Origin of the sequence: Halopseudomonas sp. MFKK-1, from assembly GCF_027474385.1 — a bacterium.
In the GTDB taxonomy this organism is placed as follows: domain Bacteria; phylum Pseudomonadota; class Gammaproteobacteria; order Pseudomonadales; family Pseudomonadaceae; genus Halopseudomonas; species Halopseudomonas aestusnigri.
This window is the reverse complement of record NZ_CP114836.1, coordinates 2,555,244-2,580,971: the sequence shown is the minus strand read 5'-3', so window position 1 is coordinate 2,580,971 and position 25,728 is coordinate 2,555,244. Positions and strand designations below refer to the sequence as shown.

The following is a 25,728-nucleotide window of genomic DNA, read 5'->3' as shown; positions in this document are numbered from 1 at the left end:
ATGTCCCACCCTACCCCCTGTTACCACTGCGGCGAGCCGGTTCCCTCCGGCGCGCCCTGGCATGTCACCATTCTTGGTGAGCAACGCCCCATGTGCTGCCCCGGCTGTCAGGCTGTTGCTCAGGCTATCTGCAGCGCCGGCCTGGAGTCCTACTACCGCCACCGCACCGAAACCTCCGCCAACCCCGAGGCCATGCCGCGCGCGCTCCAGGATGAGCTGGAACTGTATGACCGCGAGGACGTGCAGCAGCGCTTCGCCCAGCGCGATGGAGAAGAGCACCAAGCCGTTCTGCTGGTGGAAGGCATCAGCTGCGCTGCCTGTGGCTGGCTGATTGAGCGCCACCTGCGCGCTCAGCCCGGCGTCACCGACGTCGCGCTGAACATGGGCAATCAGCGCCTTAGCCTGCGCTGGAAGGATAACCAAACCCGCCTCTCCGGCCTGCTCAAGAGCCTGCGCAAAATCGGCTACGCCGCTCACCCCTACGAGCCGGACAAGGCTTCAGAACAGATTGCCGCGGAAAACCGCCGTTACCTGCGTCGCCTTGGCCTGGCCGGGCTGCTGTTCATGCAGGTAATGATGGCGACTATGGCGCTGTCCGAGGAGTTCAATCAGGACGTCACCGAACGCATGGCCGACCTGCTGCGCTGGGCCAGCCTGCTGATGACGACGCCGGTAGTGTTCTACAGCTGCGCGCCCTTCTTTCAGGGCGCCTGGCGCGACCTGCGCAACCGCCGCCTGAGCATGGACGTTTCCGTCTCGCTGGCCATTGGCGGCGCCTACCTGGCCGGCATCTATGCCACCCTGATCGGCAGCGGCGAGGTGTATTTTGACTCGGTCACCATGTTTGCCCTGTTTCTGCTGGCCGGCCGCTATCTGGAGCGGCGCGCGCGCCAGCGCACGGTCGAAAGTACCGCAAAGCTGGTCAATCTGCTGCCGCCCAGCGCCTTGCGCGTCGAGGCCGATGGCAGCACACAACGGATCATGCTTGAAGAGCTGCGTTGCGGTGACGTGGTTGAGGTCAAGCCCGGCGAGAGCATCCCGGCTGACGGCACCATCATCAGCGGCCAGAGCAGTGTCGACGAATCGGCCCTGTCCGGTGAATACCTGCCGATTGCCAAGGCTGCCGGTGATCCGGTGACCGCCGGCACGCTGAATGTCGAAGGACCGCTGCGCCTGCGCATCGATGCACTGGGAGAGCAGACCCGATTGTCTGCCATCGTTCGCCTGCTCGAACGTGCCCAGTCCGACAAGCCGAGGCTCGGCCGTCTTGCCGACGACGTGGCCCAGTACTTCCTGCTCACCGTGCTGCTGGCCGCGGTTGTAGTCGGTGGCGCATGGTGGTGGGCTGCCGACCTGCACACCGCATTCTGGATCGTGCTGGCGATGCTGGTGGCGACATGTCCGTGCGCCCTGTCGCTGGCTACGCCTACTGCGCTGACTACCGCTACAGGCAGCCTGCACAAGCTCGGCCTGCTGATCACCCGCGGGCACGTGCTTGAAGGCCTGCCGCAGGTTCAGACAGTCATCCTGGATAAGACCGGCACCCTGACCGAGGGGCGCATGACCCTTGAACAGATACAGCCCTTCCCCGGCGTCGACGCTGACCAGGCGTTGCGCTGGGCACAAATGCTGGAAAGCCATTCTGAACACCCGATTGCCCGCGCCTTTGGCCGCAGCAGCGAGCAAGCCGAGCACTGCAGCAATGAACCCGGCCACGGACTCGACGGGCGCTGCGAAGGCCGGCCGCTGCGCATTGGCAAACCCGCCTTCGCCATGGCCCTGTCCGGTCAGCCAGAGCCCGAGCGTCCTGTCGGCGACGGCCAATGGTTGCTGCTTGCCGGAGCCGATGGCCCACTGTGCTGGTTCGCGCTCAATGATCGTCTGCGCAGCGACGCGCACGAGCTGATCGACGGGCTCAAGGCCCGTGGATTGCAGATCGTGCTGCTGTCGGGTGACCACCAGCGGGTGGTCGACCGGGTCGCCCGGGAGCTGGGTATTGAAGAGGCCATCGGCAACGCTGCCCCGGATGACAAGCTGGCCTTCGTGCAGGCCCGGCAGGCGGCCGGTGAAAAGGTGCTGATGCTTGGTGACGGCGTCAACGATGTGCCGGTGCTGGCCAGCGCCGACATTTCCATTGCCATGGGTAACGCCTCCGATCTGGCCAAGACCAACGCCGATGCGGTATTGCTCGGCAGCCATCTCAGCGCGCTGCTGCAGGCTATGACCATCGCGCGCAAGACCCGCGCGATCATGATCGAGAATCTGGGCTGGGCTACGCTGTATAATCTCGCGGTGCTGCCGCTGGCTGCGTTCGGCTTTGTTACACCGGCGCTCGCCGCCCTTGGCATGTCCCTCAGCTCGCTGCTGGTGGTGCTCAATGCCCTGCGACTCACGCGCATCCGCCCGCCCGTCGCAGCGCAGCACCACAGTGCCCAACCGGAGCCCAGTGCATGACCGTTCTCTACATCCTCGTGCCGATTGCCATCGCCCTGGTGATTACCGCGATCTGGATCTTCAACTGGGCGGTCAATAACGGCCAGTACGATGACCTGGACAGCCCTGCCCACAGCATCCTGTTTGATGACGACGATCCAGCCCACCTCGCCGCCCAGAAGCGCGAAGGCGACGCCGAGCGCGACGACAGCGATCAAGACAAATGAGTGAGCTGCTTGTCGCCCAGCTACTGACTGCACTGGCTCTGGGGCTGCTCGGCGGTGGCCACTGCATCGGCATGTGTGGCGGTCTGATGGGGGCGCTCACCATGGCCATCCCGCCGGCGCAACGACGCGGCTGGCCGCTCTGGCGCCTGTTGCTGGCCTACAACGCCGGGCGCATCGCCAGCTATACCCTGGCCGGTGCCATCATTGGCAGCCTCGGCTGGGCCTTGCATGGTCTGGGCCTGGACCTGATCCTGCGGGGTGTCGCCGGCCTGCTGATGATCGCCATGGGGCTGTATCTGGCCAACTGGTGGTCGGGCCTGACCCGCATCGAAACCATCGGCCGCGGCCTGTGGCGGCAAATCGAACCCCACGCCAGACGTCTGCTGCCTGTGCAGCGTCCCGGCCAGGCCCTGCTGCTCGGCGGCCTGTGGGGCTGGCTTCCCTGCGGCCTGGTCTACAGCACCCTGATCTGGAGCAGCAGCCACGGTGATGCAGCCACCTCGGCACTGCTGATGCTTGCCTTTGGCCTTGGTACCCTGCCGACGTTACTCGCAACCGGCGCTGCTGCTGAACGCCTGACTGCCCTGCTCAGACGTCGCAGCCTGCGGATTGGCGCCGCCCTGATGGTGATCCTGTTCGGCGTCTGGACCCTGCCCGGGCCGCATCAGAAATGGCTGATAGAGCAGCTCAGCCTGCCCACTGCGGCGCAGCACGCCCACGGCTGAACACCTGTTGCAACAAACCCGGGCGTGGCAGCCTTGCCGCGCATGTTGTACGCTTTGTCCATCGACAAACAGAGCCACGACCGTCATGACCGATGCAATCAAACTAAAAGCGCTACCCGAAGCGCACTGCAAGGACTGCAGCCTCGCCGCCATGTGCCTGCCACTGGCGCTGCAGGATCAGGAACTGGACAGCCTGGACAGCATCGTCAAGCGTGGCCGACCGCTGCGCAAGGGTGAGGTGCTTTTCCGACAGGGTGATTCATTTGACTCCCTGTATGCACTGCGCTCCGGCACCATCAAGACCTTCACCGTTGATGATGCAGGTGTCGAACAGATTACCGGCTTCCATCTGGCCAGTGAGCTGATTGGGCTTTCTGGTATGGACGGTGAGCGCCAGCCGGTTACCGCGGTAGCACTGGAAACCACATCCGTATGTGAAATCCCGTTCGAGCGCCTGGATGATCTGACTGCCAGCATGCCAACCCTGCGCCGCCAGGTAATGCGCCTGATGAGTCGCGAAATCCGTGATGACCAGCAGATGATGATGCTGCTGTCGAAGAAGACTGCGGACGAACGCATTGCTACGCTGCTGATCAACCTGTCGGCGCGTTTCCGTGCCCGGGGATACTCGGCCCGCTCCTTCCGGCTGGCCATGTCGCGTAACGATATCGGCAACTATCTGGGTCTGGCGGTGGAAACCGTATCCCGCGTATTTACCCGCTTCCAGCAACAGGGACTGATCGCCGCCGAGGGCAAGGAAGTAGAGATTCTCAACCACGGCGAGCTGTGTGCGCTGGCTGGCGGCCAGCTCGACTGATTTTCAGGACCTATCGATGATCTTTGACGAATACGCGATCAAATCGCTGATCCGGCCGGTGCCCGGCTTTCCCAAGGAAGGCGTGACCTTCCGCGACATCACGCCCCTGTTTCAGTCGCCGAAGGGCCTGCGCATGGTGGCCGACAGCCTGATCCAGCGCTATATCGACAGCCCAGTAACCCACATCGGCGCCATCGACGCGCGCGGCTTTCTGATCGGCTCGATCCTGGCCTATGAACTCAATCGTCCTCTGGTGCTGCTGCGCAAGGCCGGCAAGCTGCCAGCCGATACCATCGGCGCCAGCTATGCCACCGAATACGGTGAAGCCACCATGCAGATGCACCGCGACGCCCTCGCCGGCGGTGAACAGGTACTGCTGCTGGATGATCTGATTGCCACCGGCGGCACCTTCCTCGCGGCGGCCAGCCTGGTTCGCCAATGCGGTGCCAGCGTCTACGAAGCCGCCGCCATTATTGATCTGCCGGATCTGGGTGGCTCGCAGATCATGCAGGACGCAGGCATCCCGACTTACACACTCTGCGCCTTTGCAGAAAACGAGCACTGACATCAAGGGCCCGCCCTGCGGGCCATTATCTCCTCTCCCGAAGACCACCATGAACACAACCCTGGAACTCAACACGCCCTGGCGCGAGCGTCTGGCCGCCTGGCTGGAACGCCCTCGCTTTCAATACCTCATCACCACCCTGATTCTGATCAACGCAGTGATTCTCGGACTGGAAACCGCACCGGCCCTGATGCAACGCTGGGGGCATGTGCTACGCCTGCTCGATCAACTGATCCTCGGCTGCTTCGTAATCGAGATCGGTCTGCGCTTTATCGCCCACGGCTGGCGACTGTTGCGTGACCCGTGGGGTCTGTTCGACACGCTGGTGATTGCCATTGCACTGGTACCGGCAAGCGGCCCGCTGGCCGTTCTGCGCGCCCTGCGTGTACTGCGGGTGCTGCGCCTGATTTCCATCGTCCCCAGCATGAAAATTGTGGTGCAGTCGCTGCTGTCTTCCCTGCCGGGCATGGGCAGCATCGTTGCGCTGCTGGGCCTGATCTTCTATGTCGCGGCCGTGATCGCGACTCAGCTGTTCGGCAGCCACTTTCCAGAGTGGTTCGGCACGCTGGGCGCCAGCCTGTATACCCTGTTCCAGGTGATGACACTGGAGAGCTGGTCGATGGGCATAGTTCGACCGGTGATGGAGGAGTTTCCCTACGCCTGGCTGTATTTTGTGCCATTCATTCTGATCGCTACCTTCATGATGCTGAACCTGTTTATTGCGGTCATTGTGGATGCCATCCAGCATCAGCGGGAAGCCAACAGCAGCGCCGAGCCAGAGGTCGAACACCCCTCGACACAGGCGCTGATGAGCGAACTGCAAGCCCTGCGCAGCGAGCTTCAGGAACTGCGCAAACAGCTGCCACCGCGCGACTGAGATCCCACCCCGATATGATCGGGGTGGTGCTCACTGCGGGCTTTGCATATCATCAGGCGGCAAACAATAACAAACGCCGCGACGCCTGCTTGGTGATCTGCGGCACCTGAGTCGAGGACGTGCCATGAGCAGCCTGCCACCGGACACCCGGTTATTGCTGATTGATGACCATCAGATCTACCTGGATGGCCTGAGCCTGACGCTCGGCTCGCTGTGTGAGGGAGTCAGGCTTGATCACGCCCGCAACGCTGCCGAAGCCCTGCAACTGGTCAGGGAATACCCCTATGACCTGATCCTGCTCGATCTGCAACTGCCGGACAGCAGCGGCCTGTCGCTGATGCAGAAGTTGCGGGCCGCGGACGCCATGGTGCCTATCGCCATCCTCAGCGCCAGCAACAGCCCCAGCGATCTGGAGGCTGCCCTGCAGCTGGGCGCGGCCGGCTTCATCAGCAAGACAACCGACGGCAAGACCCTGCTGGACGCCGTAACCCAACTTTTGTACGGTGCCCAGGTGGTGATCGGCGACACCGCACTGAAAATTGACCGCCAGACCAGTGCCCGAGAAGTCGGCATCACGCCACGCCAGCTTGAGATACTGGACCTGCTCGCCGAGGGGCTGCCGAACAAGGTGATATGCCAGCGCCTTTCACTGTCGGAAGATACCGTCAAAACCCACCTCAAGGCGCTGTTCTCCTCACTGGACTGCCACAACCGAACCGAGTGTGTCACTCAGGCTCGCAAGCTCGGCCTGGTGAGTTTCTAGCACCGGAACGGGCATCCGCAGCGGACCGGCCAGCATGCTCCAGCATCTCGTGAACCAGCCGGCGCAGGCGCGCCGGCAGCACCGGCTTGTTGAGCAAATGCAGGTCGGCCAGGCGCGCTGACTCCACCAGATCATCCGACGTATCGGCCGTTACCAGCGCTGCCGGACCGCCAAAGATGCCCCGTTCACGCAGCTGCCGGATCAACTCAAGACCATTCAGCTCGCCTTCGAGTCGATAGTCACTGAGCACCACGTCCACACCTGCTGTACCGAGTTCGGCCAGCGCCTCATCAGCGCTGGCAAACGCCCAGACCACACAGCCCCAGCTCGACAGCAGCGACTGCATCGCCTCCCGGCTGACCCGGTCATTCTCAATCAGTGCCACCTGCCCATGCAGATTGGGCACAACAGCCTGCATGGGCTCCTCGGGCTGAGCCTGCCACTCGCCGACGGGCACCTCGACCCAGAAGCAGGCCCCCTCCCCTGGGCGCGAATTCAACCCGGAGGGGTACTGCAGCAGGTGCAATATCTGACGACAGATACTGAGCCCAAGGCCAACGCCCTTGTCGAGCGTTCGAGCCGGGTTGCGCAACTGGGTGAACTCCTCGAAGATCCGCTCCTGGTCGGCCTCCTCCAGGCCGCAGCCGTTATCGATTACCGCGATCCGCAGATGATCCTCATTGCGGCTCACCTCAACGCGTACCACTGTGGCATCGGCGTGCAACAGCGCATTGTTCAGATAGTTGCGCAGCAGCCGCTCAAGCAGCAACGTGTCACTGCGCACCGCGAGATAAGGTGCACAGTGCAACTCGAGTTGAATTCCCCGCCGCAGGGCAACACTGTCCAGACTGGCAATCAGCCGCTGCAGCCAGGGCGCCAGGTTGAAGGAGCGTATCTGGGGGCGCACCATACCGACACTCAGCCGCGAGATGTCCAGCAGCGAGTTGAGCATGGCCTGCAGCAACTGGGTCGAGTCGCTCAGGCGCCCGACCGTGCGCTGTGCCTCGCCATTAAGCGGCTGCTCCTGCAAATGCTGAATGAACAGAAGCATGGCATGCAGCGGCTGACGCAGGTCATGGCTGGCGGTCGCCAGAAAGTGCGTTTTGCTCTGACTCTCGCGTTCGGCGCGGCGGCGGGCGGCTTCCAGCAACTGCTCGTTGAGATAGGCACGACGCTGCATATACTCGTAAAGATAGGTGCCGAGCGAGCCCATGACCGCGAAATTGGACAGGAAAATGCCATCGGAAATCAGCATCCTTGCCGGCGCACTCATCATCATCTCGGCAAACAGATAACTCAGCACGATAGTCCAGGAACCCAGCACGGCATGCCGCATCGGCAGGGCCAGCAGAAACATCCCGGACAGCAGAACCAGATACAGGCCGTCGTGGGTGACCCGAATGGAAACCTCAGCGGCACGGGCCATGGTAATCACCATGGCCACCATGATACCGACACAGATGTACCCCACCGTCGCCATCGCAAAGGCATAGCGAGGAGGCACCCTTCCGGGTCGGTTGGAATACCAGATGGCAAAACAGATCACGCCCAGGCCAACAGCGCGAATACTCAGCGTGTACGTTGCAAGCTCCGGGGGCAGATAGACGTAATCCAGCCACATGAAAAGCAACATGAACACGATGGACGAGGTCGCCACGACCACGACCCGACTCGCCATCTTGGCATGCAGATAATGCTGAAATGCGTCTTCAATCGTCTTGCTGAAGCGCAGCCGCCTCAAGCCCCGCTGCTCGGCCAGAAAGGCCGGCTCATCAATCGGAGCAGAACTGCTCCGGGAGGTCGATTCCTGCATGGTTCAAAGCCCATTGTTGTTATGAATACAGCCGTTATGACGACCCGTTATATGCGACGAGCCGCAGCATTCAAAATAATTTAAAAACAACGTATTACCGGAAAAAACTGCCGCTATGCTTTAAAACATGACGGTAACCTACAGGACGTAAACCGATGTCCGCCATTGCAGCACCGCATACACATGAGCAGCCCGCACAGGGTGCAGCCTTCAACCTCTTTCAACTCGGTGATACGGCCACTCTGCAGCAAAACATCCTGCAGCCAACCCTCGACTACCTCGGCATCAGCTGCCAGCACACCGGCCAGCTGCTGCTGGGCACCCTGCTCTGCACTGCTCGCCTGCCCGAGGCCAAGCGCGTCGAGCTGGCTATCGGCCCCTATGGTATCAGCCCCCGACTGCACACCCGCCTGTGGGACGAGTATCTGGCCCGGCAACCCGATCTGGCCAGCCGCATCAGAGGCCTCGCCAGCCAGCACTGCTTTCTGCGCGACCCGCATGCGGAGCTCGGCTACAACCTGGCTTACGCCACCGCGATAGCCTGGCTGGTGTACCAGCATCAGCAGCTGCGACTGCCCGAGCACTGCGACCCCGCTAGCCTAGCGCGAATCTGGGAGACCTCCTACCCCCATCGGGGTGGGCAGGCGAGCGACTTCCTGCAGGCCTGGCGGCAGGCATTTCGACAGCGTTGCAAAGCGCGAAACTGAGCCATCTATAGCGCACTATCAACCAGGCCGGGGTCAGCTTGACCGCGGCCTGTACACAGGGGCATTGTGCCGGACACGGTCGTCTGCGGACGACACCGGCAACCACCTGGTCAAAGGAAAACAACAATGCCCCAGACAGCAAACGTCAATCGCCAGATCCTTCTTGCCTCCCGCCCAGTCGGCGCACCAACGGCGGCCAACTTCCAGATGGTTGAATCCCCAGTGCCCACGCCTGTCCCGGGGCAGATGCTACTGCGCAACCGCTGGATGTCGCTTGACCCCTACATGCGCGGGCGCATGAGCGACGCCAAGTCCTACGCCGACCCGGTGCCGGTTGGCGGCGTGATGACCTGCGGCACGGTCAGCGAGGTCATCGCCTCGGAACTCGACGGTTATAAGGTCGGCGATCTGGTGATGTGCTTTGCCTCCGGCTGGCAGGACTACACCCTGTCCGACGGCAGCATGGTGTTCCGCCTTGATCCGAACATGGCTGAACCGTCGCTGGCACTCGGCGTGCTGGGCATGCCCGGTTTTACCGGCTATATGGGCCTGACCGACATCGGCCAGCCCAAGCCGGGTGAAACCGTCGTAGTTGGCGCGGCCACCGGCCCGGTCGGCACCGTGGTCGGCCAGGTTGCCAAGCTGATGGGCTGCCGAGCAGTTGGCGTAGCCGGTGGCGCGGAGAAGTGTGACTACGCCGTGAAGGAACTGGGCTTTGACGCCTGCATCGACCATAAGGATCCGGCACTGGCCGAGAAACTGGCGGCCGCCTGCCCGGATGGTATCGATGTGTACTTCGAGAACGTTGGAGGCAAGGTGTTTGACGCCGTCATGCCGCTGCTCAACGCCCACGCGCGCATCCCGCTGTGCGGTCTGATTGCCCAGTACAACATGACCTCGCTGCCGGACGGCCCGGACCGCATGCCGCAACTGATGCGCCTGATGCTGAGCCAGCGTATCCGCATGCAGGGTTTCATCATTTTCGACAACTACGGCCATTGCTACCCGGACTTCCTCAAGGCGATGACCCCCTGGGTGGCCGAAGGCAAGGTACGCGTCAAGGAAGATCGCGTAGACGGTCTTGAGAACGCGCCGGAGGCCTTCATGGGCCTGCTCGAAGGCAAGAATTTCGGCAAGCTGGTGGTCAAGATCGCCGACTGATCAGCCCCTCTGCCCGTCTCAGGACGGGCAGACTTCCCGCTCGGCCGTGTTGAGTTCCTCTAGATAAGCGGCCAGTCGTGCCTGCTGGTCCGCACTGAGGTGCAAGCCCAGTTTGCTGCGCCGCCAGAGCAGCGTTTCGGCATCCCGCGCCCACTCGTGTTCACGCAGGTATTTCACCTCGCGCTCGGTCAACCCGGCGCCAAAGTCCTCGCCCATGTCCGGCGCACAGCGCATGCCACGCAGGAACACCCGGCACAGGGTGCCGTAACTGCGCACGTAACGCGCAATCTGCTCCTCCGCCAGCCAGCGAAACTCGGCACGCAACTGCGCATGCAGGCTGGCCTGCGACTCGAAGTCACCACCAATCAGCGCATGCTCGGCTGTCCAGGCCTTGCCGGCCTCCGGAAACCAGCGGGCCAGCTGATCCATTGCATTCTCGGCCAACCGCCGATAGGTCGTCAGCTTGCCACCAAAAACAGCGAGCAGCGGCGCCTGGCCGATCTCTCCGTCCAATGTCAGGCTGTAGTCGCGACTGACTTCCGAGGGTTTCGCGGTGTCGGTGCTGATCAGCGGCCGGACCCCGGCAAAGCTATGCACCACATCCTCGGCACGCAACTGACGCTTGAAGTGGGCATTGACCACGCTGATCAGGTAGTCGACCTCAGACGCATCCGGCTCGACCACCGATGGATCACCCTGAAAGTCGACGTCGGTGGTGCCGATTAGCGAAAACTGCCCTTCGTAGGGCAGCACAAACACGATGCGCTTGTCTTCGTTCTGCAGGATGTAGGCTTCCTTGCCGCGGTGAATCTGCGGCACTACGATATGGCTGCCCTTGACCAGCCGCACGCCGTGCGGCGAACGCTGGTCAACCACCCGCTCCATGACCCGCGCCGCCCAGGGCCCGGAGGCATTGACCAGCGCCCGTGCGGTCACCCGTTCAAGCTTTCCGTCAGGGCCCAGCAGGTCGATTTCCCAGAGATCGTTACGACGCCTCGCCGACTCGCAGCGGGTATGCAGGCGAATGTCAGCGCCCAGGCTGGCCGCCTGCACCGCATTCAACGCAACCAGGCGCGAATCATCTGCCCAGCAGTCGGAATATTCGAACGCGTGACTGATCACCGGATTGAGAATGCCCTGCCCGTTCAGCTCCAGCGCTTTGGAGCGCGGCAGAGTGATCCCCCGGTGCAGATGGTCGTAGAGAAACAACCCCGCACGCAGCATCCAGCGCGGACGCAAATGGGGTCGGTGCGGCAGCACAAAGCGCAGCGACCAGATCAGGTGCGGTGCCTTGGCCATCAGCACCTCGCGCTCGCCCAGCGCCTCGCGCACCAAACGAAAATCGAACTGTTCGAGGTAGCGCAGCCCCCCGTGCACCAGCTTGCTGCTGGCCGACGAGGTATGGGCGGCAAGGTCGTGCTGCTCGCACAACAGCACCGAAAGCCCCCTGCCTGCCGCATCCACCGCGATGCCACTGCCATTGATACCGCCACCAATGACGACCAGATCCACTAGTTTGGAGGATCTTGTTTGCGCAGCTTGGCGCTCATCCGGATGGGGTGGCAGCATGGGGGCTCCTTTGTTATTCGTTTTTAACCGCACGCAGCAGTGTGCAACGAGGACTGTGTCAGCGACAAGACACCCGCTGTGACGGTGCACTCAGTATGCACCCGCCCCTTGGCCGTTTCCCGCGCGCGGTTTACCCTTGGGGAGCACTGTTTTCCCAAAGTACCGCGGACGCGACATGACTCCTGCCACCAAACTGCTCGACAAGGCCAAGGTTGCCTATCAGTTACATCGCTACACCCACGATCCTCAGGCAGAGTCTTACGGCACCGAAGCCGCCGACAAACTCGGGCTGGAGCACGGGCGCGTATTCAAGACCCTGCTGGCCGCCACCGAAACCGGCGAACTGCTGGTCGCCGTAGTGCCGGTCTCCGACAAACTGAACCTCAAGGCGCTCGCCACTGCCGCCGGGGCCAAGAAAACCGCGATGGCGGATCCCGCCGCCGCCCAGCGCAGCACCGGCTATCTGGTCGGCGGCATCAGTCCGCTCGGGCAGAAAAAACGCCTGCGCACCTTTATCGACGCCAGCGCTGCCAACTGGCCCAGCATGTACATCAGTGGCGGCCGCCGTGGGCTCGAAATCGAACTTGCGGCAGCCGATTTGCAACAACAGACCAGCGCCCTGCTCTGCGAGCTGTGCCGCGACTGACCACTTCCAGACAAAACCAATAACAGGACACCTCCATGGCCAAGCCGATCCTCGCCATCGACCAGGGCACCACCAGCAGCCGCGCCATTTTGTTCAGCGCAAGCGGCCGCCCAGAGCACGTTGCCCAGCAGGAATTCGCCCAGCACTTTCCGAACGACGGCTGGGTGGAACACGATGGCGAAGAGATCTGGAGTTCAACGCTCGCGGTCTGCCGCGAGGTGCTGGAAAAAGCCGGCATCAGCGCCAGCGAGGTAGCCGGGATCGGCATCACCAACCAGCGCGAAACCACCCTGGTGTGGGACGCCGCCAGCGGCGAGCTGCTCTATCGCGCCATTGTCTGGCAGGATCGCCGCACCGCCAGCTACTGTGCCGAACTCAAGGCCGCCGGCCATGAGGCGATGATCAGCGAGCGCACCGGATTGCTGATCGACCCCTACTTCTCCGCAACCAAGCTGCGCTGGATTCTGGACAATGTGCCGGGCGCACGCGCGCGCGCCGAGCGCAATGAGCTGCGTTTCGGCACCGTAGACTGCTTCCTGCTCTGGCGTCTGACCGGCGGCAAGGTCCACCGCACCGACGCCACCAACGCCTCGCGCACCATGCTGTTCAATATCCATACCCAGCAATGGGATGACGACCTGCTGCAATTGCTCGATATTCCGGCCAGCCTGCTGCCCGAGGTGATGGACAGCGCCGCCGACTTTGGCCAGACCGCGCCCGAGGTGCTCGGTGCCAGCATCCCGGTCTGCGGTATCGCCGGCGATCAGCAGGCTGCGCTGATCGGTCAGGCCTGCTTCGAGCCGGGCATGGTCAAGAGCACCTACGGCACCGGCTGCTTCATGGTGATGAACACCGGCAGCACGCCGATCCGCTCGCAAAACCGTCTGCTGACCACCGTCGGCTACCGGCTCAACGGCCAGACCAGCTATGCGCTGGAAGGCAGTATTTTCGTCGCCGGCGCCGCCATCCAGTGGCTACGCGACGGTCTCAAGCTGATCCAGCACGCGGGCGAAACCGAAGCCCTCGCCCGCCAGGCTGGTGAGCACACCGGTGTCTATCTGGTGCCCGCCTTTACCGGCCTGGGCGCGCCCTACTGGGACCCGACCGCACGCGGCGCCATCTTCGGCCTGACTCGCGATACCGGCATCGCCCAGATCGTCGCCGCCGGCCTGCAATCGGTCTGTTTCCAGACCCGCGACCTGCTCGAAGCCATGCAGGCCGATGGCGCCCAGAGCACCGCCGCCCTGCGTGTGGACGGCGGCATGGTGATCAACAACTGGGTGGTACAGGAGCTGGCCAATATCCTGGGCGTCACCGTCGACCGCCCGCAGGTCACCGAAACCACGGCGCTCGGTGCGGCCTATCTGGCCGGCCTGCAGCTCGGCATATTCAAAGACCTCGACGATATCGCCAGCCACTGGGCCTGCGAGCGCACCTTCGCGCCCGAGATGGCGGAAACCCAGCGCGATACCTTGTATGAAGGCTGGCTGGATGCGATTCGGCGGGTGCGGGAGTAATAACGCCGCATACCACGCCCCCCGCAACGATCGGCGCAAGGTACATCCGCTCGGGCACAGCATGCTGTGCCCCTACACAAAGATCGGCGTGACACACACCGCAGGGGCGCGGTACGCCGTGCCCGGGGGTTAGTTCAGCCCCAATAACCCACGCAAGGTCGACAGCTCTTCCGCCAGCACCGTGACCGACCCGACCAGCGCACGGCGATCACGTTCGCTGACCTTGTCGTAGGACGCAAACCCACTGCTGGCATCACCCTCGATCAGGTAGTAATGCGCCAGGGTGTGTTCGATGGCGGTGAAGTTTTCTTCGATACGTGCAACAAACGCCGGATCTTCCTGCGCCGCCAGCGGTTTGACCAGTTCGAAGATCTTCTTCGAGCCATCCAGATTGCCCTGGAAGTCCCACAGGTCGGTGTGGCTGTAGCGATCCTCTTCACCGGAGACCTTGGTCGCGGCGACCTCTTCCATCAACGCGGCAGCGCCACCCACCACTTTCTCCGGCGGGAAGGTCAGGTCCTGCACACTCTGCTCCAGAGTCTCGACATCATTCATCAGGCGCTCGGCATAGTCGCCCAGGCCAGCGGTGCTGTGCTCGTGAAACAGGCCATACTCCAGGCGGTGAAAACCGGTGAAGGTCGGGTCCTGCACGCCATGCTCGTAGTCGTCTTCACGGGCGTCGATGCTGGCATCGAGGTCGGCAAACAGTTCGGCAATGGGCTCGATGCGCTCGTAGTAAATACGGGTCGGTGCGTACAGCTGTTGGGCACGCTGCAGTTCGCCAGCCTTGATGGCATCGGTGAACTCACGGGTGTGGCTGCTGAACTGCTCCAGGTTGTCGAGCACATAAAGCTTGTAGTCGGTAATCGGATTGACCAGATCCTGCGGTGCCACAGCGGCCTGTGCCTGCATGGCAACCAGCCCGAAGGCAGCGGCGGTAATGACGGTGCGAAGGTTAGACATTGTCCTGCTCCTGAATAGACGTATTAAGGCCAATCACGAATGGCGCCGGCTGGCAGCCAGCATGCTGCTGCCGAGGTAGTCCCCGGCTTGTACGCCCGGCAGCGTGAAGAAGTAGCCGCCGCCTACGGGCTTGATGTATTCCTCCAGCGGTTCACCGTCCAGGCGCTTCTGAACGGTAATAAAACCGGCCTCCAGGTCCGCCTGATAGGCGATGAACAGCAAGCCCATATCCAGTTGACCGTTGGCTTCGACGCCGTTGGAGTAGTTGAACGGACGGCGCAGAATCAGGTTGCGCTCGCTGCCATGGGTGCGCGGGTTGGCCAGCCGGATATGCGAGTCCAGCGGCGTCACCTTACCGTCGGGGTCGTTGTCGTAGACCGGCAGATCATGCTCGATGCCGCCATGCATGGGCGCGCCGCTATCGCGACGACGACCAAAGATGGCTTCCTGCTCCTGCAGTGGCGTGCGGTCCCAGCGTTCGACGAAGTTGCGGATGATGCGCACGGCCTGATAGCTGCCGTTGCGTGCCCATTCGGGCTCCTGGTTACTGGCATCGACCCACACCACGTTCTGCATCAGGCCGCTGTTGTCTGCCGGCGGGTTGGCGGTGCCATCGCGGAAACCAAGGTAGTTGCGCGCACTCTCGGTCGAGCCGTCGGAGCGCGGCGCCATGACCGGCACCGTGCCTTCCTGTTTCCAGCGCAGCATCAGCATGCCGGGGGTGTTCTTGATGATGTCACGCAGGGCGTGAATGGTGGTGCCCTCGGTGTTGGCACAGAACTGCAGGGAAATATCACCGTGGCAGCGATCGGCATCCAGCGCATCGTTGGAGAACGCGACCATGCGCTGCAGGTGACGGGGTTTGACCGCGCCCAGCCCGAAGCGGTCATCAAACAGCGAGGCACCGACCGACAGCGTAATGGTCAGCCCGTCAGGGTCGATGTTGGGGCCGAGGATGCCGGAATCCGCCGGTGGGTAGCGTGGGTCACGCTGCTCATAGGTGCCGCCCTGAGTCAGAAAAGCCATGCGCTCGGTCAGCGTGCGCAGCAAGCGCTCCAGACCTTGGCGATCAGCCACCAGCACATCAAAGCTGGCCAACATGCCAACCGCCGGGCGCGGGGTAACAATGCCCTGCTGCTGGACGCCATAAAACGGGTGGGATTGATGGGTAGCCGAGCTGGATGGCGCATCGGTCACCTCTGCGGCGCGCACCTGCTGGTCGGCCAGCGCGCCGCTGCTCAGTGCAGTAGCAGCGGCACCGATACCCGCTGCGCCCAGGCCCTGCAGGAAGCGGCGGCGATTAAGGCCGGAGAACGGGCAGCCCGGTAAAAGGTCATCACGATCACTCATACGTACTCTCGATCCTGAATATCAGTAAGCACCGGCCAGCAGCGCGTTGACGCTGGCCAATTGGTCCGCCAGCTGCTGGCTGGCCAGCAATAGGGTTTGGGTGTCAGCGGCAGGCACCTGCTCGGCCAGCGACGCATTGGCCGCCTGCAGGGCCTCAGACTCCTGCGGGTGCGACTGCCGGAGAACCGGAAGCAGCAGCGATACGACCTTGTCGATACCTGCCTGCAAGCCCTGCAGATCACTGAGCGCCCTGCTGCTGAGCTGATCGTTGTTCTGCTGCTGGTCATGCCAGGCCTGCAATACCCGGCCGGCGCCATTGGCCAGTTGGGAGGCCGGTACACCCTGGGCACTCAAACGTGAGCGCAGCGCGCCAACGTCGGCACTCAGCTGCTTGACGACCGGCAGCAATCCGTCGGTGGTCTGCTGTTCAAACAAGCCATAAGCCAGGCGTTCAAAGCCGCGAAAATCGGCATCCTGTTCGCGCTCTGCGAAGTACTCGGCGCGCGCATTCAGCCGTTGATCCAGATCGCTGAACAGACCTACGGCGAGCGCCATGTGCTGATCGATTGCGCGTGCATCCAGCCAGGCTTGCTGCGCCGCGTCCAGGTTGTTATGAGCAATCTGCTGATGCAGGTTGCCGACCGCGCGCGCCAGCGCCCGCCCTTCCAGCGTCAGGTAGACGCGGTACTCAGCCAACGGACCGATCAGTGCGCGTGCGGACAGATCGGCGGCAACGGTCTGCCCGGCCACAGCAGTCACGGTCAGCGTCCCGCGCGGATTACTGAGCAGGCCACAGGTCATCTGGTATTCACCGGGCAGCAACGTGGCTGTCAGTTGCTGATGCAGGCCGGGAGCTATGTTCTCACGCTCCTCCAGTACCATCACGCCATCGAGAATTTCCCACTCGATCGCACGCTCACTCTCGTTGAACACGGTAAAGCGTTGAGCACCGGCAGGCACGGTAAGCGTGTTCGGTGAACAACCACTGGCGTCAATGGTGATCTGGTGAGTATCAGTCGTGTCGGTTGACGACTTCGAACCCAGCGACAAATAGAAAATACCCAGCGCGCCGAGCATCAGCACGGCAGCACCAGCCATGCCAGCCCGCAACGCAAGCGGCGACGGAGCAGAAGCAAAAGGATCAGACATCAGGACACTCGCAGGCAGTGTTGGACAGGTGTAAAACTCAACCACCAACCCGCGCTGCGGCAGGTCTAGCGAGCTGCGCAGTACCGGGTCGGAAGAAGAAAAACAGGGTGATCAACAGGAAGCCCAGATAAGCGACGACTTCACTGGCGCTGGGCGCGGGCTGATAGCCAAAGATGCCGGCAAACAGGCTGCCCAGCGGAGTGTCCAGCGGCAGCCATTCGCTCAGATCGAAGACATTGCGCTGGCCATAATTCCACAGGCCCGCCTCGTGCAATGCGCGCACCGCACCCGAGAACAGACCAGCAGCCACCAGCAGAATGAACAGGCCGGTGCCGCGGAAAAAGTGCCTCAGATTCAAGCGCAGGCTGCCACGATAGAGCGTCCAGCCGGCCAGTACCGAGCACAGGACGCCAAGCAGCGCGCCCAGCGGTGCTCCGGTGCCCCGCCCCTGCTGGAACACCGCCAGCAGAAAGAACACCGACTCCAGCCCCTCGCGGGCAACCGCCAGAAAGACCATGCCGATCAGCGCCCAGGTTTGCCCCTGACCGCCCTGAAAAGCCTGGTCCAATGCGCCAGTCAGCTCACTGCGCAGCCCCTGCGACGCGCGCCGCATCCAGAACACCATCCAGGTCAGCACACCAACGGCAATCAAACCGACAGCCGCTTCAAACATCTCCTGCTGACGCTGGGGAAACTCGGCGCTGACCAACTGCAGGGCCGCGCCACCGAGCAACGCCAATGTGACGGCGAGGAAAATACCGGTCCAGATGACCGGCATCCACGCGGCACGGCCGGTCTGACGGAGGTAGCTGGCAATGATGCCGACAATCAGCGCGGCCTCGAGGCCTTCGCGCAGCATGATCAGGAATGGAACAAGCATGACAATCAGTCGCAATTGAGAATGAATTTGAATACGACCAGATCATACATGTAACAAAATATGTAAAAAACCACTTCAGCGTATCCATATCGGAAACGCTGATTTTCATCTGAAGCATCAAGAAATAGCCCGCTATCAGCCGCAGAGGGCCGCCGAACGGGCAACGGCACGGGCCACGCTGGAGTGTGGTCTTTCAGCGCCGGGAAGTTCGGCTCCCGCTCGATAGGCAGACCTGTGCGCCAACCCATGGCCGAGTGGGAACTCGGCCTTTCCAGGCAGCATCCTGTCTTTCGATCAGCCGAGCAGGCCCGAGAATGGCAGAAACGCGACCAGATCACCGGGGCTGAAGGTGTGCCCGGCTGGCACCCGTAACAGGCCACTGGCGCGACTGGCGCTGCTGAGCACACCGGAGCTTTGATTGCCCGACAGCATTACGCGGCCGTCTTCGACATGCGCACGCAGGTACTCCTCACGACTGCCAGCGCGACTCCAGGCGAACCCGGCAGGCAAGGTATAGGCAGGTGCGGCCACCTCCGCTGCGCCAAGGCGGGTCAACAGATAGGGACGCACCAGCAGCAAAAACGTGACCAGCGTCGCCGCCGGATTCCCGGGCAGACCGAGCACGGGCACACCTGCGTAGTGACCCAGCGTGAACGGCTTGCCCGGCTTGATCGCCAGCTTCCACAGATCGACCTCACCGGCCTCGCGCAACGCCTGACCGAGACAGTCCGCCTCGCCGACCGACACCCCGCCGGAAGTAATAATCACATCAACCTGCCTGGCCAACTGCTGCAGGCGATCACGGGTCGAGGCAAGGTCATCCGGCAGAATACCGGCGTCGACCACAGTCTGCCCCATGCCCTGCAACAAACCGATCAAGGTAAAGCGGTTGCTGTTGTAGATCTGTCCGGGGCTCAGCGGCTGCCCCGGCTCGACCAGCTCGTCACCGGTCGCTACCACCGCTACCCGCAGCGGCGTGCGGACCCCGACCTGATCAATCCCTACCGAGGCAATTACCCCCAGATCCTGCGGTTTCAGCCGGATTCCGGCAGCCAGCAACGGCTGACCGGCAACGACGTCCTGCGCTTGGCGTCGGACGTTGTAACCGGCAGCCACCGGCTCCAGCAGACGCACCCGGCCATCCGCCAGCAGCTCGGTATTCTCCTGCATCTGCACGGCATTGGCGCCAGCAGGCAAGGGTGCACCGGTAAAGATGCGTGCACAGGTGCCAGGTTGCAGCGCCGCCGGAGCAACCCCGGCGGTGATGCGCTGACTGACCGGCAGGCCATCAGCCATCGCCTGCGCCAGATCAGCCTCGGCCAGCGCGTAACCGTCCATCGCACTGTTGTCCCAGGGCGGCACGTCGATCGCAGAGCAGACCGGCTCGGCCAGAATCTGCCCCAGCGCATCGGTCAGCGACAACACCCGCACGGGCTGCTGCTGATGGGCGGCCGCGCTGGCGAGCAGCCGCTGCAGGGCCTCGGCAACCGGCATCAGGCTCATGCGCGGCGACCGTCCTGATCCGGATTGCCCAGATGCTGCACGAAGTTGCACGGGCGGGTACGACTGTCCAGCTGGGTTTCGAGAATCCGCGTCCAGGCCGTGCGGCAGGCATTGGACGAGCCCGGCATGCAGACCACCAGCGTGCGGTTGGCCAGCCCGGCCAGCGCGCGGGATTGCAGCGTGGACGTGCCAATGTCTTCATAGGAGACCTGACGGAACAACTCACCAAAGCCATCGACCTGCTTGTCCAGCAGCGGCGCGATGGCCTCCGGAGTGCTGTCACGGCCGGTGAAGCCGGTGCCACCGGTAATCAGCACGACCTCGACTGCCGGGTCGGCGATCCAGGCCGACACCAGTGCGCGCATCTGGTAACGGTCGTCGGGCAGCAGTTGGCGATCGGCCAGACGATGACCAGCGGCGGTCAGACTGTCCGCCAGCAGCTGGCCAGAGGTATCGGTTTCCAGGGTACGGGTGTCGCTGACGGTCAGCACGGCGATGCCAAGGGCGGCGAAGGGAGTATCGGGTGAGCAGCTCATGGATGGATTCCTTGCGTTCGGGTAATGCCGGACGGCAATCAGCAGGGGCGCTGCTTTCGTCCGCTACAGGCCCGGTGTTATAACACAGACCACACCAGCCAGAGCATTGAACATGTCAGCATCACCCCGTATCAGCGCCCTGCTGCTGGCCGGCGGCCAGGGCCGCCGCGTCGGCGGTGCAGACAAGGGCCTGCTCGCCTACCGCGGCGCCCCTGTCAGCGCCCATATGAGCGCGCTGTTGCGCAGCGTGGCCGATGAGCTGCTGATCAGTTGCAATCGCAATGCTGAGCAATACCGGCAATGGGCCGACCAACTGGTGACCGACAGCAGCACGGACTATCCTGGCCCGCTGGCCGGCATTCTGAGCGGCTTGCGCCAGGCGCGCGGCGAGCAGCTTTTGGTGCTGCCCTGTGATATGCCGTTGATCGACCAACCCTTGCTTGAACGCCTGATTAGCCAAGCCGATCCTGACCGTCCGGTGTTTTTTCGCACTGGTGAGCAGCCCCAGCCGCTGCCCTGCCTGATCCCGCGCGGGCTGCTGCCGGCGCTGGAATACGCCTGGCTGCAAGGGGAGCGCAGCCCGTTGCGCTGGTTGCGAACAATGGACGCGATCTGCCTCGATCTGGCCGCTGACGAACCACGCCTGACCAGCGCCAACACCCCTACCCTGTGGCAGGCGTTGCAGTAACCCTGTGAAAAACAGTCGATTTTTTTCGTTTGCCTCTTGTGCGATGACAAACTTTAGGTAAAATGCCGCCCACAACGGAGCGTAGCGCAGCCTGGTAGCGCGTCTCGTTCGGGACGAGAAGGTCGCTGGTTCGATTCCAGTCGCTCCGACCAACAGCAAAACCCCTGACTCATTGAGTCAGGGGTTTTTCTTTTTCTGCCATCTGAGGTCTGTTGCCGCTTCGCCTTGCCTGGCCGAAGAAGGGTCTCCGGCAGGCAGATGAACGCAATGGCGACAGCTCTAATCAAGCATCTCGCGCAACACATGGTGCAGAATGCCGCCCGCCTTGAAGTAGGCGATCTCATTGACGGTATCGATTCGGCAGAGCATCTCGAAGCTCACACTCTTACCATCATCACCGGTCGCCTCCACCGTCAGCCGCTGCCCCGGCTTGAGCTCATCGCTGATGCCGTTGATCTCGATCTGCTCGTGCCCGGTCAAACCCAGCTCGGCCACGCTCTGACCATCCACAAACTGCAGCGGCAACACCCCCATACCGACCAGGTTGGAACGGTGGATGCGCTCGAAGCTCTCGGCCAGCACGGCCTTCACACCGAGCAGATTGGTGCCCTTGGCCGCCCAATCCCGGCTTGAACCGGTGCCGTACTCCTTGCCGGCCAGCACCACCAGCGGCGTGCCATCCTGCTGATAGCGCATGGCTGCATCATATATCGACATCCGCTCACCGGAAGGCACATGAATGGTCTCACCGCCCTCCTCGCCACCGAGCATCCGATTGCGGATACGGATGTTGGCGAAGGTGCCGCGCATCATCACTTCGTGGTTACCACGTCGCGAACCGTAAGAGTTGAAGTCGGCCGGTTCGACGCCCAGCGACTGCAGATATTCACCTGCCGGCGAGCTTGCCTTGATATTGCCGGCGGGCGAAATGTGGTCCGTGGTAATCGAATCGCCGAATACCGCCAGCACCCGCGCCCCGGTAACCGGCTGCAGGGATTCCAGTGGCTGGTCGATGGCATCAAAGTACGGCGGGTTTTTCACGTAGGTTGAGGCATCATCCCAGGCATAGGTCTTGCCCTCGCTGACGCTGATCGAGCGCCAGTGATCATCTCCGGTAAACACGTCGGCATAGCGGGTGCGGAACATCTCGTCCTCGACCAGCGCCACGGCCTCGGCGATCTCGACGTTGGTCGGCCAGATGTCCTTGAGAAATACCGGGCGGTTGTCCTGATCCAGACCAAGCGGCTCTTCGCGCAGGTTGATTCGGGTGTTGCCGGCCAGCGCGTAGGCCACCACCAGCGGCGGCGACGCCAGCCAGTTGGCCTTGACCTGCGGATGCACCCGCCCTTCGAAGTTACGGTTGCCGGACAGCACCGCCGACACGGCCAGATCGTGTTCGCTGACAACCCGGGCCACCTCGTCGGGCAGCGGCCCGGAGTTGCCGATACAGGTGGTGCAGCCATAGCCCACCAGATTGAATCCGAGCGCATCGAGGCTCTCGGTCAGACCGGCCTTATTCAGATAGTCGGTCACCACCTTGGAGCCCGGCGCAAGTGACGACTTGACCCAAGGCTTGCGCTGCAGCCCCCGCTCCAGAGCCTTCTTCGCCAGAAGACCGGCAGCCATCATCACACTCGGATTGGAGGTATTGGTACAGGAGGTAATCGCGGCGATGACCACGGCGCCGTGGTCCAGCGCGTACTCCTTGCCATCCAGCTGCACCGTGGCATGGGCATTCGGGCCGCCGACGGCGGTACCGGCACCGCCTTCACTTTCCAGCCGCGCCTGCTCGGTATCCGCCGGTGCGAGCTGCAGCGCCAGCAGTGCATCGAAGGCTTCGGGTACCTCCGACAGGGCCACCCGATCCTGCGGTCGACGCGGACCGGCCAGGCTGGCCTCCACGGTACTCATGTCCAGGTGCAGGCTGTCGGTAAACGCCGGCTCGTCGCCCTCCTCGCGCCACAGTCCCTGCGCCTTGCAATACGCCTCGACCCGCTGCACCACCGCATCAGGACGGCCGCTGAGGCGCAGATACCGCAGAGTTTCCTCATCCACCGGGAAGAAACCGCAGGTCGCACCGTACTCCGGCGCCATGTTGGCAATGGTCGCGCGATCCGCCAGCGGCAGGTCGGCCAGACCATCGCCGTAGAATTCAACAAACTTGCCGACCACGCCCTTGCTGCGCAGCATCTGGGTAACGGTCAGCACCAGATCGGTGGCGGTGATGCCCTCGCGCAGACGGCCGGTCAGTTTGAAACCGATCACTTCCGGGATCAGCATCGAAACCGGCTGCCCGAGCATGGCCGCCTCGGCCTCGATACCGCCGACGCCCCAGCCCAGTACGCCCAGCCCGTTGATCATGGTGGTGTGCGAGTCAGTGCCGACCAGGGTATCAGGCCAGGCCCACTGCTCACCGTCCACCTCGGCGGCCCAAACGGTCTGGGCCAGGTACTCCAGATTAACCTGGTGACAAATGCCGGTGCCCGGCGGCACCACGCGAAAGTTCTGAAAGGCCTTTTGCCCCCAGCGCAGGAATGCGTAACGCTCACCGTTACGCTGCATCTCGATTTCGACGTTGTCATGAAAGGCCGAGTCGCTGGCAAAGCGATCAACCATCACCGAGTGGTCGATGACCAGATCGACCGGCGACAGCGGATTGATCTGCTCCGGATCGCCACCAGCCCGCGCAACCGCATCACGCATGGCGGCCAAATCCACGACCGCCGGCACCCCGGTAAAGTCCTGCATCAACACCCGCGCCGGACGGTACTGAATTTCACGGTCGGATCGACGCTGCTCCAGCCACTGACTTACGGCGCGAATATCATCCAGCGTGACCGTCTCGCCATCCTCATTACGCAGCAGATTCTCCAGCAGCACCTTGAGCGACTTGGGCAGTTGCTCTATGCCGCTCAAGCTGGCGGCCGCGCGCTTCAGCGAGTGGTACTGGTAGTGCTCGCCGGATACATCCAGCGTATCGAGCGTACTCAGGCTATTGGCTTGGGTCATGCGATAAACCTCCTTGCACCGGCACGCTGCCGGCATGGATTGCTATACTCTGCGGCACGGTTCGGCGAGGCCTCTGGCAGAGGCCCGCGACGATGGCACGTGATCTTCCAAAGCTAGCAGACAAAACGCCGCACAACATTTGAAATGCCGCCCTACAGCCATCGCACTCACTGCCGATATACCAGCTTAGACAACAGTCAGTCCGCTACTGCTCCCGGACAGACACTCAAGGACATTCGCCGATGCGTAACAATCAACCCGTAACCCAGCGTGAACGAAGCTTTGCGGCGGACCAGCGTCTGATCTCGACCACCAATCTCAAGGGCGTCATCACCTATTGCAACGATGTTTTCGTCGAGATCAGTGGTTTTACCCGCGAGGAGCTGGTCGGCACATCTCACAACCTCGTGCGCCATCCTGACGTTCCGCCAGCGGTCTTCGCTCATATGTGGGCCGACCTGAAAGCCGGCAAGGCGTGGATGGGCATCGTCAAGAATCGCTGCAAGAACGGCGACCATTACTGGGTCAATGCCTTCGTCACACCGATCTGGGAAAACGGCCAGATTACCGGCTATGAATCGGTGAGGGTCAAACCCACTGCTGGTCAGATCGAACGAGCCACTGCGCTTTACCAGCGCCTGGCTCGGGGCGGCAATGCAGTTCAGGGCGACTTTGCGGGTATGGCCCTTCAGGTCCTGCCAGCGGTCCTGGCCATGGCAGCCAGCGGTGCCGCCGGCACCCTGTTCGGCTGGCCGGGCGTAGCCGTCGCCGCCCTTGCCGGCCTGCCGGCAGGCTATGCGATGAAATCGGCACTGGAACACCGCCTGCAGCGCATCGTCAAAATGGCCGGCAACAGCATCAGCGATCCCCTGCTGGCGCAAATGTATACCCCGTTTCGCGGCACCATGGGCCAGTTGGAGATGGCGATTCACAGCCAGCAGGCCCGACTGCAAACCTGTCTTACCCGGGTTGGTGACAGCGCGGCACGCCTCAAGGAACAGGCGCAGGAAGCCAGCGAGATTGCCCGTCGCAGCAGCGAAGGTCTGGCCCAGCAGCGCGCCGAAACCGACCAGGTCGCAACCGCTATCAACCAGATGGCAGCCGCGACTCTGCAGGTCTCCGGCAACGTACAAAGTACAGCTGAAGCGACCCGCGATGCGGCCGATCTGGCCGTGCAGGGCAAGCGGCTCGCCAGCAATGCACGAATCGCCATCGAGAACCTCTCTGGCGCAGTTGACTCGGCCAGCACGGTTACCAATAAATTGGCATCCGATGCTCGCGAGATCGGCACCGTGGTGGACGTCATCAAGGGCATCGCCGAGCAAACCAATCTGCTGGCCCTGAACGCCGCCATCGAAGCGGCCCGCGCTGGTGAGCAGGGTCGCGGTTTCGCCGTGGTCGCCGACGAGGTTCGAGCCCTGGCCAGCCGTACCGCCGAATCGACCGAGCAGATCCACAGCCTGATTGCCAACCTGCAGCAGGCCGCCCAGAGCACCGTCGACACCATGCAGGCCGGCAACGAGCAGGCCGAGCGCGGTGTCGCTCAGGTCGCTGAAGCCGATGAAGCACTGGAGGGGATTCGCCAGGCTATCGAGCGCATCAATGAGATGGCCGGTCAAATCGCTAGCGCTGCCGAGGAACAGAGCAGCGTTGCCGAAGAGATCAACCGTAACGTAACCAATATCGCTACTTTGGCAGACAGCACCGAGAAGCAGGCCAGCCGCAGCGCCGAGCTCAGTGGCGAACTGGCCAATACCGCGCAGCGCCAGGTTAATCTGGTCGAACGTTTCAACCGACGCTGACCTGCTATCTTGCCCAGCGCCGGCCGAG

Annotated in this window: 22 protein-coding genes and 1 tRNA gene; 14 read left to right on the top strand and 9 right to left on the bottom strand. The window is 62.8% G+C overall.

Annotated elements, in window-relative coordinates:
- The 7 genes from O5O48_RS11980 (at window position 1) to O5O48_RS11950 (ending at window position 6,407) form a co-directional block, all read left to right on the top strand.
- Window positions 1-2,454: a heavy metal translocating P-type ATPase gene (locus O5O48_RS11980; protein ID WP_233048151.1), complete on the top strand. Its 2,454-nt coding sequence runs from the start codon at window positions 1-3 to the stop codon at window positions 2,452-2,454.
- The gene (gene ccoS / locus O5O48_RS11975) at window positions 2,451-2,660 is read left to right on the top strand and encodes a cbb3-type cytochrome oxidase assembly protein CcoS (protein WP_228247378.1); all 210 of its coding nucleotides are present in this window, start codon (window positions 2,451-2,453) and stop codon (window positions 2,658-2,660) included. Before O5O48_RS11980 ends, ccoS begins: the two co-directional genes overlap by 4 nt.
- Window positions 2,657-3,385 (top strand): sulfite exporter TauE/SafE family protein, encoded by a 729-nt coding sequence (locus tag O5O48_RS11970; protein ID WP_228247377.1) that lies wholly within the window; start codon window positions 2,657-2,659, stop codon window positions 3,383-3,385. The genes ccoS and O5O48_RS11970 overlap by 4 nt, the downstream gene beginning before the upstream one ends.
- An 85-nt stretch (window positions 3,386-3,470) precedes the next feature.
- The gene (fnr, locus tag O5O48_RS11965; protein WP_088273810.1) at window positions 3,471-4,202 is read left to right on the top strand and encodes a fumarate/nitrate reduction transcriptional regulator Fnr; all 732 of its coding nucleotides are present in this window, start codon (window positions 3,471-3,473) and stop codon (window positions 4,200-4,202) included.
- Window positions 4,203-4,218: 16 nt separating this feature from the next.
- The gene (locus O5O48_RS11960) at window positions 4,219-4,767 is read left to right on the top strand and encodes an adenine phosphoribosyltransferase (RefSeq protein ID WP_228247376.1); all 549 of its coding nucleotides are present in this window, start codon (window positions 4,219-4,221) and stop codon (window positions 4,765-4,767) included.
- Between the two features lie 49 nt (window positions 4,768-4,816).
- Window positions 4,817-5,644, top strand: a complete 828-nt coding sequence (locus O5O48_RS11955; protein WP_269687110.1) for an ion transporter — start codon at window positions 4,817-4,819, stop codon at window positions 5,642-5,644.
- A gap of 124 nt (window positions 5,645-5,768) precedes the next feature.
- Window positions 5,769-6,407 (top strand): response regulator, encoded by a 639-nt coding sequence (locus tag O5O48_RS11950; RefSeq protein ID WP_269687109.1) that lies wholly within the window; start codon window positions 5,769-5,771, stop codon window positions 6,405-6,407.
- On the opposite strand, the gene O5O48_RS11945 is transcribed toward O5O48_RS11950, so the two are convergent.
- Window positions 6,370-8,220: an ATP-binding response regulator gene (locus O5O48_RS11945; protein ID WP_269687108.1), complete on the bottom strand. Its 1,851-nt coding sequence runs from the start codon at window positions 8,218-8,220 to the stop codon at window positions 6,370-6,372. The genes O5O48_RS11950 and O5O48_RS11945 overlap by 38 nt on opposite strands.
- Window positions 8,221-8,375: 155 nt before the next feature.
- Here O5O48_RS11945 and O5O48_RS11940 point away from each other — a divergent pair, with 155 nt between their 5' ends.
- Entirely contained in the window at window positions 8,376-8,927 is a 552-nt protein-coding gene (locus tag O5O48_RS11940; protein ID WP_269687107.1) for a hypothetical protein, read from the top strand.
- Between the two features lie 126 nt (window positions 8,928-9,053).
- Window positions 9,054-10,088 (top strand): NADP-dependent oxidoreductase, encoded by a 1,035-nt coding sequence (locus O5O48_RS11935; RefSeq protein WP_269687106.1) that lies wholly within the window; start codon window positions 9,054-9,056, stop codon window positions 10,086-10,088.
- Window positions 10,089-10,106: 18 nt separating this feature from the next.
- On the opposite strand, the gene glpD is transcribed toward O5O48_RS11935, so the two are convergent.
- Window positions 10,107-11,657: a glycerol-3-phosphate dehydrogenase gene (gene glpD / locus O5O48_RS11930; RefSeq protein ID WP_269687105.1), complete on the bottom strand. Its 1,551-nt coding sequence runs from the start codon at window positions 11,655-11,657 to the stop codon at window positions 10,107-10,109.
- Between the two features lie 175 nt (window positions 11,658-11,832).
- Between glpD and ybaK the strand changes: the two genes are divergently transcribed.
- Both ybaK and glpK read left to right on the top strand, forming a co-directional pair.
- Entirely contained in the window at window positions 11,833-12,303 is a 471-nt protein-coding gene (gene ybaK / locus O5O48_RS11925) for a Cys-tRNA(Pro) deacylase (RefSeq protein ID WP_088273803.1), read from the top strand.
- A gap of 35 nt (window positions 12,304-12,338) precedes the next feature.
- Window positions 12,339-13,820, top strand: coding sequence for a glycerol kinase GlpK (gene glpK / locus O5O48_RS11920; protein WP_269687104.1), 1,482 nt, complete (start codon window positions 12,339-12,341; stop codon window positions 13,818-13,820).
- A gap of 129 nt (window positions 13,821-13,949) precedes the next feature.
- On the opposite strand, the gene efeO is transcribed toward glpK, so the two are convergent.
- The 6 genes from efeO to moaB form a co-directional block, all read right to left on the bottom strand.
- Window positions 13,950-14,783 (bottom strand): iron uptake system protein EfeO, encoded by an 834-nt coding sequence (efeO, locus tag O5O48_RS11915; protein WP_269687103.1) that lies wholly within the window; start codon window positions 14,781-14,783, stop codon window positions 13,950-13,952.
- A 33-nt stretch (window positions 14,784-14,816) separates the two neighbouring features.
- A complete protein-coding gene (efeB, locus tag O5O48_RS11910) occupies window positions 14,817-16,133 on the bottom strand; it encodes an iron uptake transporter deferrochelatase/peroxidase subunit (RefSeq protein WP_269687102.1) in 1,317 nt (438 codons plus the stop codon).
- Between the two features lie 21 nt (window positions 16,134-16,154).
- Window positions 16,155-17,282 (bottom strand): cupredoxin domain-containing protein, encoded by a 1,128-nt coding sequence (locus tag O5O48_RS11905; protein WP_269687101.1) that lies wholly within the window; start codon window positions 17,280-17,282, stop codon window positions 16,155-16,157.
- 37 nt (window positions 17,283-17,319) lie between these two features.
- Window positions 17,320-18,162 carry an iron uptake transporter permease EfeU gene (gene efeU / locus O5O48_RS11900; RefSeq protein ID WP_269687100.1) on the bottom strand — a complete coding sequence of 281 codons (843 nt, stop codon included), beginning with the start codon at window positions 18,160-18,162 and terminating at the stop codon, window positions 17,320-17,322.
- A gap of 294 nt (window positions 18,163-18,456) precedes the next feature.
- Complete coding sequence (locus O5O48_RS11895) at window positions 18,457-19,665, bottom strand: molybdopterin molybdotransferase MoeA (RefSeq protein WP_269687099.1); 1,209 nt, start codon at window positions 19,663-19,665, stop codon at window positions 18,457-18,459.
- Window positions 19,662-20,201 carry a molybdenum cofactor biosynthesis protein B gene (moaB, locus tag O5O48_RS11890; RefSeq protein WP_228247363.1) on the bottom strand — a complete coding sequence of 180 codons (540 nt, stop codon included), beginning with the start codon at window positions 20,199-20,201 and terminating at the stop codon, window positions 19,662-19,664. The genes O5O48_RS11895 and moaB overlap by 4 nt, the downstream gene beginning before the upstream one ends.
- Before the next feature lie 106 nt (window positions 20,202-20,307).
- Here moaB and mobA point away from each other — a divergent pair, with 106 nt between their 5' ends.
- Window positions 20,308-20,889, top strand: coding sequence for a molybdenum cofactor guanylyltransferase MobA (gene mobA / locus O5O48_RS11885; protein ID WP_269687098.1), 582 nt, complete (start codon window positions 20,308-20,310; stop codon window positions 20,887-20,889).
- Between the two features lie 75 nt (window positions 20,890-20,964).
- A tRNA-Pro gene (locus tag O5O48_RS11880) sits at window positions 20,965-21,041 on the top strand.
- A gap of 127 nt (window positions 21,042-21,168) precedes the next feature.
- Here O5O48_RS11880 and acnA read toward each other — a convergent pair.
- Entirely contained in the window at window positions 21,169-23,898 is a 2,730-nt protein-coding gene (gene acnA / locus O5O48_RS11875; RefSeq protein WP_269687097.1) for an aconitate hydratase AcnA, read from the bottom strand.
- A gap of 242 nt (window positions 23,899-24,140) precedes the next feature.
- On the opposite strand from acnA, the gene O5O48_RS11870 reads away from it, so the two are divergent.
- On the top strand, window positions 24,141-25,700 hold the full coding sequence (locus O5O48_RS11870; RefSeq protein ID WP_269687096.1) for a methyl-accepting chemotaxis protein: 1,560 nt from the start codon (window positions 24,141-24,143) through the stop codon (window positions 25,698-25,700).
- Window positions 25,701-25,728: the final 28 nt, after the last annotated feature.